The organism is Sandarakinorhabdus sp. (assembly GCF_041689835.1).
Taxonomy (GTDB): Bacteria; Pseudomonadota; Alphaproteobacteria; order Sphingomonadales; family Sphingomonadaceae; genus Sandarakinorhabdus.
The window spans coordinates 1-14,999 of record NZ_JBDNFM010000240.1 but is presented as its reverse complement, the minus strand read 5'-3'; the positions used below and the strand labels follow the sequence as shown (position 1 = coordinate 14,999).

Annotated in this window: 12 protein-coding genes, 1 tRNA gene and 1 pseudogene; 2 read left to right on the top strand and 12 right to left on the bottom strand. The window is 62.1% G+C overall.

Annotated elements, in window-relative coordinates:
- The 3 genes from ACESL8_RS12565 to ACESL8_RS12555 all read right to left on the bottom strand — a co-directional run.
- Positions 1–782, bottom strand: a 782-nt coding sequence (locus ACESL8_RS12565) for a CHASE2 domain-containing protein (protein WP_372919373.1), incomplete at its 3' end; no start/stop codon positions are given.
- Positions 779–1,516 (bottom strand): hypothetical protein, encoded by a 738-nt coding sequence (locus tag ACESL8_RS12560; protein ID WP_372919371.1) that lies wholly within the window; start codon positions 1,514–1,516, stop codon positions 779–781. The genes ACESL8_RS12560 and ACESL8_RS12565, both read right to left, overlap by 4 nt.
- A complete protein-coding gene (locus ACESL8_RS12555; RefSeq protein WP_372919369.1) occupies positions 1,513–3,780 on the bottom strand; it encodes a CHAT domain-containing protein in 2,268 nt (755 codons plus the stop codon). The genes ACESL8_RS12560 and ACESL8_RS12555 overlap by 4 nt, the downstream gene beginning before the upstream one ends.
- Positions 3,781–3,840: 60 nt before the next feature.
- Here ACESL8_RS12555 and ACESL8_RS12550 point away from each other — a divergent pair, with 60 nt between their 5' ends.
- Entirely contained in the window at positions 3,841–4,083 is a 243-nt protein-coding gene (locus tag ACESL8_RS12550) for a hypothetical protein (RefSeq protein WP_372919367.1), read from the top strand.
- Between the two features lie 918 nt (positions 4,084–5,001).
- Here ACESL8_RS12550 and ACESL8_RS12545 read toward each other — a convergent pair.
- From ACESL8_RS12545 to ACESL8_RS12515, 7 genes are all read right to left on the bottom strand, one after another.
- A complete protein-coding gene (locus ACESL8_RS12545; RefSeq protein WP_372919377.1) occupies positions 5,002–5,853 on the bottom strand; it encodes a response regulator in 852 nt (283 codons plus the stop codon).
- 371 nt (positions 5,854–6,224) lie between these two features.
- A complete protein-coding gene (locus tag ACESL8_RS12540) occupies positions 6,225–6,491 on the bottom strand; it encodes a hypothetical protein (RefSeq protein ID WP_372919365.1) in 267 nt (88 codons plus the stop codon).
- A 1,428-nt stretch (positions 6,492–7,919) separates the two neighbouring features.
- Positions 7,920–9,239: an amino acid permease gene (locus ACESL8_RS12535; RefSeq protein WP_372919363.1), complete on the bottom strand. Its 1,320-nt coding sequence runs from the start codon at positions 9,237–9,239 to the stop codon at positions 7,920–7,922.
- 17 nt (positions 9,240–9,256) lie between these two features.
- Positions 9,257–10,813, bottom strand: a complete 1,557-nt coding sequence (gene guaA / locus ACESL8_RS12530; RefSeq protein ID WP_372919375.1) for a glutamine-hydrolyzing GMP synthase — start codon at positions 10,811–10,813, stop codon at positions 9,257–9,259.
- Positions 10,814–10,822: 9 nt separating this feature from the next.
- A complete protein-coding gene (locus ACESL8_RS12525) occupies positions 10,823–11,275 on the bottom strand; it encodes an acyl-CoA thioesterase (RefSeq protein ID WP_372919361.1) in 453 nt (150 codons plus the stop codon).
- Between the two features lie 94 nt (positions 11,276–11,369).
- A tRNA-Ala gene (locus ACESL8_RS12520) sits at positions 11,370–11,445 on the bottom strand.
- Between the two features lie 108 nt (positions 11,446–11,553).
- On the bottom strand, positions 11,554–11,874 hold the full coding sequence (locus tag ACESL8_RS12515; RefSeq protein ID WP_372919359.1) for a TIGR02300 family protein: 321 nt from the start codon (positions 11,872–11,874) through the stop codon (positions 11,554–11,556).
- Between the two features lie 118 nt (positions 11,875–11,992).
- On the opposite strand from ACESL8_RS12515, the gene aroA reads away from it, so the two are divergent.
- On the top strand, positions 11,993–13,357 hold the full coding sequence (aroA, locus tag ACESL8_RS12510; protein WP_372919357.1) for a 3-phosphoshikimate 1-carboxyvinyltransferase: 1,365 nt from the start codon (positions 11,993–11,995) through the stop codon (positions 13,355–13,357).
- On the opposite strand, the gene wecB is transcribed toward aroA, so the two are convergent.
- Positions 13,272–14,456, bottom strand: coding sequence for a non-hydrolyzing UDP-N-acetylglucosamine 2-epimerase (gene wecB / locus ACESL8_RS12505; RefSeq protein ID WP_372919355.1), 1,185 nt, complete (start codon positions 14,454–14,456; stop codon positions 13,272–13,274). The two genes, aroA and wecB, sit on opposite strands and share 86 nt — an antisense overlap.
- Before the next feature lie 36 nt (positions 14,457–14,492).
- Positions 14,493–14,999 (bottom strand): annotated as a pseudogene (locus ACESL8_RS12500) (hypothetical protein); the annotation flags it as partial.

Sequence of the window (14,999 nt, the reverse complement as noted above, 5' to 3'; positions counted from 1 at the left end):
TCGACGATAGACAGCGGCGTCAGGTGGCGATCGGTAATTGACAGCACCGCACCCACCAGAACGGTACGTCCACGCAGCAGTTGGTCAGGCAAGAACGGCAGATAAAGGGCCGAAAACGTCGGGATCGCCTGGTTTTCGGCATCAGGCCGGGGCCGCCACGCGATTTCCTTGGCCGAAAGAGAGGGCGTGCCGCCTGAAACGGCCACCATGGTTGGCACAAAGCCCCGGGGCGTGGCAGCGGAAAATCGCCGTTGGCCATTGACCAGTTCCCCGCCCGGATTGATGCGCCGCACCGTGCCGTCGAACGCATCGGTCAGCAGTCGCGCCTCCATCCGGTTGACGGGCGGCACGAACGACTGTTGATAAGCACGCTGTTCCGGCGTCATGATCTGGGTCGAGGCAGTAAAGCTGAAGCGCAGCGGCACCTTTGCCGACGCGATGACGGCCTTCAGCCGTGCGTCCTTGGCGGGTTCGGTCGGCTGGTCAATCAGCACGTCAACCCCGATGGCGCGTACGCCCTTGGCCTCCAGCGCGGTGATCACATCGGCAAGGAACCCGCGATCGATCGGCGATCGGTATGCAAATCGAGCCAGCGTCGCCTCATCGATAGCAATCACGGCCAGATCGCGCGACGGCGGTAGCGGCGCTTGCATGGCCGCCACCCGGATGTCCTGAAGACGGGTTTCCAGATGCTTGAGCGGCGCGATCAGCAGCACCGCCGCAGGCGCCAGAAGGCCAACGACCCCGGCGGTCAGGAAAGGCGCCAAACGCCGTACTGTCATGACGGTGGCAGCGCCGGCTCAGCCGCAAGGCCGGCCTCGATTTGCCGCAACAGGGCATCGGCCTGTTGCACACACGCCTTTTCAAGCATCCATGCCACAAGCACCGCCGGATCCTGGATATCTGCAGGAATGATGTTCAGCCGGACTGCACGCTCCTGAGTGCCGGTCTTGATGACAATCATCTTGGCTCCGTCCAGCTTCAGCAATGCGGGGGCGGTGATTTTGGTTTGCCCGGCGTCCCAAAGGAAGTCCGCTCGCCAGGACCGATCAACCGGATAGATGACGAACGCCGCCGCATCGCCGGCCGCCGGACGCCACCACACTGGGGGGGCATCATCACGGATGCAGCGCTCACCAGGCCGCGACACGTCGATTAGCCAAGGCGAGGGCAAGGGTGCGGCCAGAGCGCCGGAACGCACGGCCCCCACGGTGTTGGCCCGGTCGTTGCGGGTCGCGATCAGCGCAGCAAGCGCCAGGCGCGGGTTCTGCACCGCGCCAGCGGCTACCGTGGGCGGGCCATTATGGGGGCCCTGCACGTTGGTGACGCGGCCATCGGGAGCAACCAGAACGACCCGCTCGCCGACCTTCAAAATCAGGCTACTGGCGCTGTCGACGCGGGCACCGGGCCGAAGCTGGCCACCACGCGCCTCCACCACCACCAGCGGAAAGGCCACGGCGGAAGCGGCAGTCGCAGCAACCAGAGCCGTCGCCATCAAGCGTGCTGTGCGGTTCATGGCTGGCCTCCGTCTGCCAACGGCGCCGTCTTGCCGTCACCGATCACCACGAAGGCCGCCCAAAAAAACGGGTGGGCGGTGGGCGGCTGGCGCAAGCTGGCCAGTTGCGCCTCACGCAGGGCCTCATCAACCGGACGGGTGCGCACCGCACCCATTGATCCGAACAGGCCGCGCATGAGCTCGCCCGTCGCGGCCGAGGGCACTTGCCAATGGCTGGCCAGAACTGATCGGGCGCCGGCCCGGAAAAACGCTTCAGCCAAGCCGGCCAGCGCGCCCGAACCAGTCCGAGCGGCACCCGGCGTGGCAGTGTTGCAGGCCGACAGGACAACCAGATCCGCCCGCAGATCAAGCCCAACGATCTCACTGGCGGCCAGCAGCCCGTCACTGGCCTGGGTTTCTGCTGCGACGGTGGGCGGCGTCAGCACCAGCCCTGGCTCATTCTGGCATTGCAGTTCGCCAGGGATCAAACCATGCGTGGCAAAATAGAGGATGCGGTAATCGCCGGGCACGGCATTACGCAAGCCGGGTTCTGAAGCGGCGTCGCCGGTGAGGATTGTTGCATCACCTGCGCCAATGGCCGCTGCGACATCGCGCACCTCATTTCCCGTTTCGGGCAGTGCCACCAAACTGCGCAGCATCTGCGCATCCACCGGCCCTGGCCCCCGACACCCTGCAAAGGCCCGCGCCATCACGAAACCGGCGCTTTGCTGTCCGGTAAGCGATGGATTGGCCACGGCCAGCATCATCTTGGGCGCATGGCGCACCACCTGCGTGGAACGCAGTGCCATGAAGCTGGTAAGGCTGGGCGCGTGGGAAATGGCCATCCGGCGTACCAGCCAGTCGGCCTCGGCATAGCGGCCGGGTTGCGCCGGCGCCGTGACCAACATCCCAAACGGCAATCCCGAAAGATTGCCCGCCGGGATGACGGTCATACGGTTGACGCCGTCAAAGTTGGCCGGGCCCAGCAGCTTGCGGTAAAGATCATGTGCCGTGGCCAGATCAAACTCACCCACCATGCCTCCTTCGATTTCGAGGCCGCGCCGAAGTCGGCGCACCATGTCGGCAAGGGCGGCATCGCCAAGGGAAACGGAGATGAGTTGCAACCCCGTCCGGCGAGCCAGCAACACATAGGTTCTGTCGCGCCCAATCAGAAACTGAACAAGCAACTCGTCAACCTCAAGGGCTGCGCGTACGTCGTCCAGCAGTTGCTGTCGGGGCCGGGTAAGTGCCACAAATTGCGGGAACTGATTGGCAATCTGCGCATCAAGCGATGCCTGTAGCTGCTGACTATTGGCGAATCCGGAGGCCAGTGCCGCAAGGGCGGACGGGGGCAGGCGGTCGTCGGCATCGTCGCTCTTGGCCTGTTCGCCAGCAAGGGCGACGCGAGTTTCGGCGACCTGCTGCGCCGTTTCAGCCTGACGGCGCAGCAGGACCCCAAGCTCAGGTGTCTGCTCGGCCAGCCGCGAGGCCACTTGGTTGTTGCTGTGCTCAAGATCAGGCGAGCGGGACATCTGGAAGGCGGCAAAGAGTTCCGCCAACAGGCCTTGCCGGTCGCGCGGGTCAGGCAAGGTCGGCAACATGGCGTCAACGGCCTGCGCGAAGGGGATCAAATCTGCATCAGAAAGTGCATTTCTGCCGCGCGGCAGGCCCGAAGCCAGCGCAATGGCGCGCCGATAGGCGGCAATGGCATTTGCGGGCAACTGGGCGGCCTCGTAGCTGCGCGCGAGCGATACCCACAGCCGCATGGTGGCGGCGGAGTCGCCAAACAAACCAGAACGCACGCGCAAGGCAGCCTGAAAATATTTCTCCGCCGCCGAAATGCGCCCTAACCCAGCGGTTGCCTCGCCCAGGGTGGCAAGGATCTCGCCCCGCCACCATGCCGGGGCAACCGACGCTGCGTCGATGGCCACCAGCGCTTCACTGGCCCGCACGGACGCGCTGGTCACATCGCCCGTCCGCAGCAGCGCCATGGCTTCCAGGTTGAGCGCCATCGCCAGTTCGGCACCGGCAACGGCCCGCTCTGGCGAAGAGGCGGCGGCGCCGTCGCCCTCGGCCAGCTGGCGCCATTGCACCACCGCTGCGGCAGCTTCTTGCGCGGCCCGGTCGGCATCGCCTCGCAGGGTGGCCAATTGGCTGCGGTAGGCGGCCAGGCGCGGCCTTTGAGCCGCGTCGGCCAGCGCTGCTGTCGAGGTTTCCGCTTTCCGGATCAGTGCTTCAGCCTCTTCGGCCCGGCCACCGAGCGCGACAGCCAGGGCTAAATCCATGATCAACCCGGCGTTGCCTGACGTGTCGTTGGGCAACACGCGTTGGCGAATGGCCAGCGCTTGCCGAAGCGCAGCTTCTGCCGGCTGGGGCGCAGAACGCGCCATGTCGATACGGGCTCGGGACCACAATTGCCTGACCTGTTCCTGATCAGCAATGGTGCCAATCACCGGCTGATCAGGCCACCATTGCGCAAACTGCGACACCAGGCCGTCCGGCGGTTGCTGATTGCTTGCCATCGCAAGCAGCGCTGGCGCAGCAGTCGCGACACCAATCGCAATCCGCAGCTCACCCGCCTTTATTGACGCGACAACCAGCCGGGGCCAGCCATCGGCAATACTGCGGCACGCCTGCACCAGAATGGTAGGATCAGACCAATCGGCGAGGGACAAGGCCATAGCCGGCCGGCATGACATTGTAGCCAATTGAGCAATTCTCGGGCGATAAGCCGCCAATGTGCTTGCAAGGCGATCCGAGCTTGCGCGCATTCCGGCCGCCGGCAGCGGCAAGGCAAAGCGCACGAGCTTGCCGGCCTCGATACCGTCGCAACGAAGCATCGTAACAACGCCAGCGGTGCCGCGGTCGGCACGGTCGCCAGGCGCACATTGTTCGCCGTTCAGGCCTTGCAATATCACGGCGGCTGGCTGCGTCTCGGAAGCCGCCAAATTGGCGGGCGGGTGCAGGCCACAGATTGCGCAAACAAACAACACCGCACGCCGCGCACCGCGCGGGACCACTTGAACCCAAAGTGCCATCGTGAAACTACCCCAACCTCTTGGTGAGGTTGGCACTGCGACTGCACAAACGCATTCTGATAAGCATCCACGAACGGATGTATCTGCGGCAGCAATCCTTGGCGGCTCGAATTGGCGCGTGGCTGCGAGCGGCATGCGCGGCGCAAAACCGCCAAGATCGCGCGCCAAAAGCGCCCCCCCGTCCATTCACACGGCGCGGCCTATGGTAGCAAGTGCGCCAGCAGAAGCCCTGCCAGTTGCATCGACGGCGCATGGCAGTGTTGCAGTTGAACCGGCAACGCTTTGCAGTGGGCTCAGCACATGGTCCGCAACACGAGTGCAGTCGTCCCGCAATCGCGGTTTACGCTGGAGGTTGCCGGATCAGCCTGCCGACGCAGGCACGACAGCCGGTTGATAAAAAACCCCAGGAATAAATGTTCAATCGTTTGGAAGCTAATCCAGAATTTAGATTGGAGATTAACCTCTTGTCTAGAGGTTTGCGAGGTCGCGGATATAGCGCTTGAGCGCCACTTCAACAGTAGGCTCGATAGCCAAAAAATGGCGCCGGCCATCCTTGCCGTCTGGAACGCGGATCAGCACATTGTCGTCCACCATCCGAGTTATTAACCGCAACGCCGTGGTGGTCGGCATCCCAGCGACGATGCAAGCACTTGAAATTGCAATTTGCCGGTTTTCCAACGAGGCAAGAAGCAAGTCGAACAAGATATTCCACGTTGGGTCGCCAACCGTTTTTCCGCCGATTGCCACTGCTCGGGTAGCTTCGGCGCGGATCAGTTTCCTGACCATGGCGGCGTCAGGACTGATGTTCTTGCGCTGGGCCAGATCGCCTTTGGCGCCCTCGTTGCCGGTCCATTCCTCCACGACATCGCCAAGCCGGCGGAACACCTCGGTGAGTGCAAGCAGTTTATCATTGGCAGCCCGTTCGTGGGCCTGGTCAACGTGCATTGCCCGGACCCGATTGAGCGTGACGCCAAGCTCATGCACCGTAAATGGCTTGATCAACAGATCCACAACCGACGCCCGGATGGCTGCGATCGCGATATCAAGCGTGGAAACTGCCGTCGTCAGAATGTAACTCGGACGAGGACCCGCCAGTCTGCATGGCTCGCGCGCACTGCTGATCTGGTTGATACCATCGACACCGCGCAAACCGTAATCGACGATCACCATTGAAATTTCAGGGTCAGTAATTTTATCTACGCCTCGCTCTATGCTGTGCGCACAAATGACATTAAAATTTAACTCACTAAGATACCTGGAGCAAAAATCGCTCCATGCCCTGTCCCTGTCTACAAGGAGTACTGATTTTAGTTCATGCATCATAAAAAATTGTACAATAAATTTTAGTATAGCTTACTTAAATTTACATCAATTCATGTTTTGGAATGATTCTTTACAGATTTACAAGCATACCCAAATTTTATCCAAGAACCTGACGTTGGAAAACAGAAAATGGATGCAATTCCGGATGTATATTTTTATCTTATAGGATGCCGATCGCTGAATCGGAAAGGCGAGCCGCAATTTTCTGGCTGTTTCGTTGCACGGGGTTAGCCGGGGAATTTGTGAGACGCCACGGCCGCGACCCCAGGCTTCAGCGTACCAAAAAGGATATGCGTCGCCTGCCCCAACCGTGACGTCTCGTTTGTCGGGTCGCCGATATCTGCGCAGGGGTGCTTGCGCAGATACCTTCAAGCAAAGCCTTGCTGCCCGCCAACTCTCCCTCCGGAGCACCATGACCAAGGGCTGCAGGGCCTACGGAAGCAACGACCGTTGCGACCGATGTTGGATATATTCATCACAAACGTAGGGTTCAAACCCGAAACGGCGACGGGAGCCAGCAAAGATTGCGGCGCGGCCTGGCGAAAGATCATCAGCAATTTCTTGCTGCGCGGCGAGGCAAATTGCGGGGCCACAGCCAGCCGTTCGACCTGCTTGCCAACCAAAAAATGCTTCATCTGCCGAGACGAAGGTGAGCAATTGATTGACGTGCCAGACTCGGATCCAAAAATTATATATTACAAAATTGTAATTTAATAGCTGTTATGCAACTATTTTTGATGTAGGAACGTTTCTACTTCTATGCTTAATAATCAGTAGGAAAAGTAAATGTGTTTTATTAAAGTTTTAATAATACATCCGCATAAACAATTTTCACAGGCCATTATTCATCGAATTCTCCTTATAGGCTACGCAGTCGAGTCAGTATCACGTATTGAGGATTTGGAGCTTGTAAAACATCACAATGGCCATAGCATAATAATTTATGATAGTTATGACGAAATTACTTTGTCATCACTTAAATATTAATTACAACGATGGCTTCCGTCGGCAAACTTTATGGCAGTAAATGCCCTGAAATATTCAGCCCAGGATAAAATTAAATTGGATATATACTGCAACATAATATCTGTCATGGGAAAGTTGGCGTGTCTGTTGGGTGAAGCAATTACGGAATCAGATTTGAAGGAACCAAGACGCTCCCATAGTCAACCTTGCGAGCTCCTGACCGAGGATATCAATTCTGCACATCGATTTGCCCAACCTCAGTATCTATAACACCACTGGTCAACAGCTGCTCACCGCGCCACTGCCGCCAGCGCGGGGCAGTGAAATGCAACTGGTTTACAAAACTTCGCTTTGTAATTGTCGCCTCCTTCGGGAGACGATGAAGCATGGGTTGGCATTTCGGCGTATCGCCGAGCGCGAGCGCGTTGATACCAGTCAACTCTGGCAGGGCGCCCAGCTCGCCCTGCGCCTGCGCCACCGATATTTTCTGTTCTGCCTGTCATTGCTGAACACGGGCTGGGCCACGGCCGCAACGGGAACTGATTGGCCGTTAGCATGGCCCCTGCTCGTTTCAACAAGACCCCGGCGCTGCCGCAGCACGTCTAAGGGGATGCCGGCGCGCCGTGAACTCGTCACGACGTCGAATTAGCGTACACCGCCAGCAAGCATATCACAGGCAGGCTGCGATGCAGGAAGCCCAGACCACGCCAAGGCTCTTCGCACCTATGCCCCGGCAACAGTTGCCGGGTTTAGAGGCAGAGCCCAACCAGCCATCGCGACGGTAACCAATAGTGGCGGCAGAAATCAATTAGATAGAGCTATATTTTAGCTCTTAGTCGAATGCTTACATCCAAACATTGCCGCTTTTCGTTTTTTGAGATTTTTCATATTATGTTATCATGAATTACATAATTTCTGTTTTGTTTTTAGAGGGCCGGTGCCATTATGCAGAAGCGTATGTCATCCAGTTGCGTTTCCAGAAATGATACTGGCGCACGGCTGATAACCGCCACGTCATTGACAACGCGAGCAAGGTGCAATTTCAAGCCACAAAGTGAACACGGCCGGATCAAGAGGAGTCAGGACGTGCTGCTGGATCAGTCGGGCTGCGAGCGCTTGCGTGTGGCCGCCGCTGCGATGAGCACGAGGCCGAGGAAGCCAAGGCTGGCCCAGAACTGCGGCGCCAGATCAGGCGTGAGCGCCATCGCCGCCAGCACGCCCAGCATGGCCGCAACGGCCACATAACGCCCCCAGCGCAGCATGCCGCCGCCGACGCCTAGCCGGATCGCAGCAATCACCACCAGCGAGTAGACGAACACCATGGTGGCGCCCGACGCATTGACCAGGAAGGCAAACACCACCGATGGTGACACGACCGAAGCCAGCACGCAGGCAAAGCCCACCGCCATGCACGCCATGATCGCCCGCGCCGGCACGCCGCGCTGGTTCAGCGCCACGCTCCAGCGCGGAGCGTCGCCATTGGCGGCCAGCGTGAACAGCGCGCGGCTGGCGACATAAATGGCCGAGTTGAGACACGACAAAACGGCCACCAGCACCAGCAGATTCATCATCAGCGCCGTGCCCGGCACGCCCACCACGTCGAGCGCGGCGGCAAACGGTGATTGGCCGGCCACGATGCTGCGCCACGGCACGATGCAGACGATCAGGCTGATCGCACCAATATAAAATATGCTGATGCGCAGGATGAGCGTGCTGGCCATTTTGGCAACCAGTTGCGCCGAATCCTCGGCCTCGGCGGCGGCCACGGTGACGATTTCAGCACCGACCAACGCAAAGATCACCGTGGTCACCCCGGCGATCACGGCGCCCCAGCCCATCGGTGCCAGCCCGCCATCATTGGTGAGATTGGCCACGCCAGTTGATGCCGGGGAGCCGAACAGGAAGGCGGCGCAGATAATGATGAACAAGGCAATGGCCACCACCTTGATGGTGGAAAACCAGAATTCGAATTCGCCGAAACTGCGCGCTGAAAGCAGGTTGGAGCCAGTCATCAACAGCATCAATCCGGTGCCGATCACCCACACCGGCAGATCGACCCACTGCGCGACGATGGCCGCTCCGGCGATGGCTTCGATGCCGATGACGACGGCCCAAAAATACCAATACAGCCAGCCGGCAGTAAAGCCGGCCCAGCGGCCCAGCCCGGCGCGGGCATATTCGGTGAAGGTGCCAGCGTGCGGCAGCGCAATTGCCAGCGCCGCAATCACCCGCATCACCACCAGCACGATGGCGCCGGCGAGCGCATAGCTGATGACCACCGCCGGGCCGATGCTGGCGATGGCGGCGCTGCTGCCGACAAACAGCCCGGCGCCGATGACACCGCCCAGCGTGATCATGGTAACATGCCGGCGCTTGAGCGTGCGTGCCAATGCCGGCGTGGTTTCCGCTTGGCTCATTTCCGCCCCCTTGATGCTTATTCCCACTCGATGGTGCCGGGCGGCTTGGAGGTGTAATCATACACCACGCGGTTGATGCCCTTCACCTCGTTGACGATACGGGTGGCGGCGCGGGTGAGGAAGGCGGCATCGAACGGATAGACATCGGCGGTCATGCCATCCACCGAGGTCACGGCGCGCAGTCCGCACACCCGGTCATAGGTGCGGCTATCGCCCATCACGCCCACGGTGCGCACCGGCAGCAGCACGGCAAAGGCCTGCCAGATTTCATCATACAGCCCGGCCTTGCGGATTTCATCCAGGTAAACGGCATCGGCCTTACGCAGCGTGTCGCACGATTCCCTGGTCACTTCGCCGGGAATTCGGATGGCGAGGCCGGGGCCAGGGAACGGGTGGCGGCCCACAAAGGCCGGCGGCAGGCCAAGTTCGACACCCAGGCGGCGCACTTCGTCCTTGAACAATTCGCGCAGCGGCTCGACCAGCTTCATGTTCATGCGCTCAGGCAACCCGCCGACATTGTGGTGGCTTTTGATCGTCACGCTGGGGCCGCCGGTGAACGATACGCTTTCGATGACGTCGGGATACAGCGTGCCCTGCGCCAGGAAATCGGCGCCACCGATCTTTTCGGCTTCGGCTTCGAACACTTCGATGAAGGTCTTGCCGATGAATTTGCGCTTGGCTTCGGGATCGGTGACGCCGGCGAGGCCGCCAAGGAACATGGCTTCGGCTTCGACGTGCACCAGCGGGATGTGATAATGTTCGCGGAACAAGGTAACAACCTGTTCGGCTTCGCCCAGCCGCATCAGGCCGTGATCGACGAACACGCAAGTGAGCTGATCGCCAATGGCTTCGTGGATGAGGACTGCGGCCACCGCCGAATCGACCCCGCCGGAAAGCCCGCAGATCACCTTGCCGTCGCCCACCTGTTTGCGGATTTCAGCAACCTTGGCAGCACGAAAGCCGGCCATCGACCAATTCGGCGTGATGCCGCAAACATTGACGACGAAATTCTTTAGCAGCGCCGCGCCATCGGGGGTGTGCACGACTTCCGGGTGGAACTGAACACCGTAACGGCGGGCGTCGTCGTTGGCGATGGCGGCATAGGGCGCGCCGGCGCTGGTGGCGACCGCGCGAAAACCGGGGGGAATCGCCTCGATGCGGTCGCCGTGGCTCATCCACACGGTGGGCGTGTCTCCGCGCGCCCAGACGCCGGCAAAGAAGGCGCAATCATCGACAATGGCGATCTCGGCACGGCCGAATTCGCGGTGATCGGAGGCCACAACGGCGCCGCCGAGCTGATAACACATCGCCTGTTCGCCGTAACAGATGCCGAGCAGCGGCACGGCAGCGGCCAGCACCGGGTCGGGGATACGCGGGCCGTTTTGATCGCTGACATTGGCAGGGCTGCCAGACAGGATGACACCGCCCGGGCGCAGCCGATCATAAGCTTCACCGCCTTTGGCAAACGGCACGATCTCGCAATAAACCCCGACTTCGCGGACGCGGCGCGCGATGAGCTGCGTCACTTGGCTGCCGAAATCGAGGATGAGGATCGAATCGCCGGGTGTGTGCATCACGGGCGCTTAAGGCGCAGCGATTGCGGGCGCAACCACCAGCGGTAACAAGACCTGCCGCCAGGCGTCTGGCAACGGCACCGGGCGGCGTGTGGTGCGATCGACATAGACGTGGACGAAGTGGCCTTCAGCCGCCGGGCCGCCGTGCCCGGCGGTGAACAGGCCCACTTCCCAGCGCACGCTGCTGGTGCCCAGCGCGGCGATGCGGATGCCGGCTTCCACCGTTTCGGGAAACGCCACCGAACGATGGTAACGGCAGCCGGTTTCCACCACCAGCCCGATGGGATTGCCATGGTGGATATCGAGCAGTCCCTGTTCGACCAGCCAAGCATTCACCGCAGTATCGAACCAGCTATAATAAACCACGTTGTTGACGTGGCCATAAGCATCATTGTCCATCCAGCGGGTGGGGATCAGTCGCGGGGCACGATAATCGGAGCGGGCGGATATTGGCGTGGTCATTGTGGCGGGATGTGCCAGCAATCGAGCTTGAAGGCAAAGGCGTGTTGCGGGCAACAAAAAACCCCGGCCGTTACGGGCCGGGGTTCTTGTGGGTTGGTGGAGCCTAACGGGATCGAACCGTTGACCTCTACAATGCCATCGTAGCGCTCTCCCAGCTGAGCTAAGGCCCCGCACCAACTTCCCGCCGACATCGCGATTGCGCGCAAAGCCGGGAGCGGCCGGATAGGCGAAGCGTTCAGGGCTTGCAAGCCCCAAATGCCGCCGACCGGCCGATCTGATCAATTCTCGTCCTGGCCGCCGCCCGACACCACGCCCAGATCATCATCATCGCCCAGATCGACATCGGCGTCGGCCTGGCCGGCTTCCACGTCGGTATCCAGATCGATATCTTCCTCGGCCGCGACCACGACGTCCACATCAACCTCGGCCGATGGCTTGCTCGCTTCGAACGGAGTCGTTTGCTTCGATTTCAGGACGATATCGGCAACAAAGGCGAAACCGCACGAAATGCAGGTTATCGGATCAGCTTTGCCCAGATCGTAAAATCGGGTGTTGCACTTGGGACAGGCACGCTTGGTGCCCCATTCAGCCTTGACCATATCGTCTCCGTGCGTGCGGCGGCATGACCCGGCGCAAGACAAAACCGGCTGCCCACAGGCCTGCCGGGAAAGGCTGGCGCATTGCCACAGCCGGCCAGCCCTGTCAAAGCGCGCCATCATGAACATCCACATGACAACTGACAATGGCTCCCCCCAACCGCTGTGTCTGGCCGCCACCGGCCCGCTCACCGGCGATGTGACGGTGCCCGGTGACAAGTCGATCAGCCACCGCGCCATCATGCTGGGAGCGCTGGCGGTGGGCGAAACCCGCATCACCGGCCTGCTGGAAGGCGAGGATGTGCTGGCCACCGCTGGCGCGATGCGTGCCATGGGTGCCGGCATCGAACGCCTGGCCGACGGCAGCTGGCGCGTGCACGGGGTTGGTGTCGGCGGGCTGCTGCAACCGGCCGGCGCGCTTGACATGGGCAACAGCGGCACCTCAACGCGGCTGCTGATGGGCCTGATTGCCAGCCATCCCATCACCGCGACATTTGTTGGCGATGCCAGCCTTTCGGGCCGGCCGATGGGGCGGGTGATCACGCCGCTGCAGATGATGGGCGCCGCGATTGCGGCAACGCCCGGTGCAGGCCGGCAAACATTGCCGCTGACCATCACCGGTGCCTGCCCGGCGATTGCGCTGCGTTACAGGTTGCCGGTCGCATCGGCACAGGTGAAGTCGGCGATCCTGCTGGCCGGCCTCAATACGCCGGGCGAAACCGTGGTGATCGAACCGATTGCCACCCGCGACCACAGCGAGCGGATGCTGGCCGGTTTCGGCGCCAATCTGGCTGTGGCGGAAACACCGGAAGGCCGCATCATCACCATCCGCGGCGAGGCAGAGCTGAAACCGCAGGACATCATCGTGCCCGGCGATCCGTCGTCGGCGGCCTTTCCGATGGTGGCGGCGCTGATCGTGCCGGGCAGCGACATCATCATCCGCAATGTCGGCATGAACCCCACGCGCGCTGGGCTGGTGCGGGTGTTGCAGGCGATGGGCGGGCGCATCGATCTGCGCAACGAACGCACGGTGGGCGGCGAACCGGTGGCCGATCTGCATGTGCGCCACAGCAGCCTGACCGGCATCGAGGTGCCGCCCGGCGGCGCGCCCAGCATGATCGACGAATATCCGGTGCTGTTCGTCGCGGCGGCTTTTGCGCAGGGGCGCACGATCATGCGCGGCATCGACGAACTGCGCGTGAAGGAATCGGATCGGATCGCGGTGATGTCGCAAGGGCTGGTTGCGTGCGGCGTCGCCTGCGAAGAATTGCCCGACGGCCTGATCGTTGACGGCCGCGGCGGTGATCCGGTTGCTGGCGGAGCAACCGTGGCCGCCTGCCTTGATCACCGCATCGCCATGAGTTTTGCCGTGCTGGGGCTCAATGCAGCCCGGCCGGTGATCATCGATGATGCACGGCCGATCTCAACCAGTTTTCCGGGCTTTGTGCCGATGATTTGCCAGTTGGGCGCAACAGTTCGCGATTGATTGCTGCGGCTGCGCTGCCGTTGCCATAGGGCAGCGCCGGCCGCGCCATCCGCGCCCACAAGGCGCCATCCCGCAGCACCGCCCGCGCCGCTGCCACGACGGCCGCCGTCTCACAGCCAACCAACTGCGCGTTGCCGCTGGCCACGCCCTCTGGCCGCTCGGTGCCGTCCCGCAGCACCAGGCAGGGCAGGCCGATCGCCGGAGATTCCTCCTGCACACCGCCCGAATCGGTAAGCACCAGCGCCGATTGCAGCATCAGCGCGACAAAGCTGGCATACGGCAGCGGCGGCAGCAGGTGCACGCCGGCCCGCCCGCCCAGCCGCGCCAGCACAGGGCCTCTGATGGCCGGGCCGGGGTGCACGGGCAGGATGATTTCGGCTTCGGTTGCCAGTTCGGCCAGCGCGTCGAGAATGCCCGCCAGCGCCCGGCCACGGTTTTCGCGGCGGTGAATGGTGGCCAGCACCCACGGCCGGCCGCGCGGGATGCCGGCCAGCGCCGCTGCCGCCGTCTGCGCCAGCGCGGCATCGCCGGCCAGCCGGGCCTGCATCAGCAGCAGCGCATCGATGCCGCTGTTGCCGGTGATGTGGATGCCGCCGGTTATGCCTTCGGCTCGCAGCGCCGCCGCCGCCGCCGCCGTGGGCGCGAAATGCAGATCGGCCATTTGCGCCACCAGCTTGCGGTGCATTTCTTCGGGGTGGGGATCGTGCGTGCCGGTGCGCAGCCCGGCTTCGACATGCGCCAGCGCGGCGCCGGCATAACGCGCGGCCAATGCGCCGGCCACTGCCGAACTGGTGTCGCCCTGCACCACCACCCAGGCTGGCCGTTCGCAGCGGATCACATCGGCCAGCACTGGCAACAATTGCCCCACCTGCCCACCGGGCGACGGCGCCATCACGCCCAGATCACGGTCCGCCTGCAAGCCGAAACCGGCCAGCGTTTCATCGAACATGTCGCGGTGCTGCCCGGTCGCGACCACGAGCGGCTGCGCGCCGCGCACCTGCAAATCAAGGATGAGCGGCGCCAGCTTGATCGCCTCCGGGCGGGTGCCGGCGACGAACATGATGGGAGAAATAGCAAAATCTTGATGGTCGGCCGCCATTGCTCACCTGCAACATGTGACTGACCCTGAACGCATCTAAGCTGAACCGGCGGGCGCTTGCAACCGCCTCGATTGCAATCGCAAATGGTTGAGGAGCGCGATCCCGATCAGCACGCACACCGCGAAGGCCGCCAGCCCGGTATCATAGCTGCCGGCCGCGTCGCGGGCAAAACCCAAAGCGCTGGTGCCGATGAACGAACCGAACTGCCCAAGGGTGTTGACCGCGGCGATGCCGGCCGCGCGGTGGCGTTCGTGCAGCGTTTCGGCCAGCGCCGCGAAGAATACCGGCTGCGACGGCAGATTTGCCGCTGCAACCAGCAGCGAGGCGATGATCACGATTGCTGGCGACACGCTGAAGGCCATGGCAGTAAAGGCGGCAAGAACAATCAGCCACGGCACGATGATGTGCCAGAAACGTTCCTGCCGAACATCGGAACGCCAGCCAAGGCCAAGCAGCACGACAACGCCGGCAACACCGCCGGCCGCGAACAACTGCCCGACGCCGCTGGCATCAAGACCGGTCTTTGCTTCGAGGATTTGCGG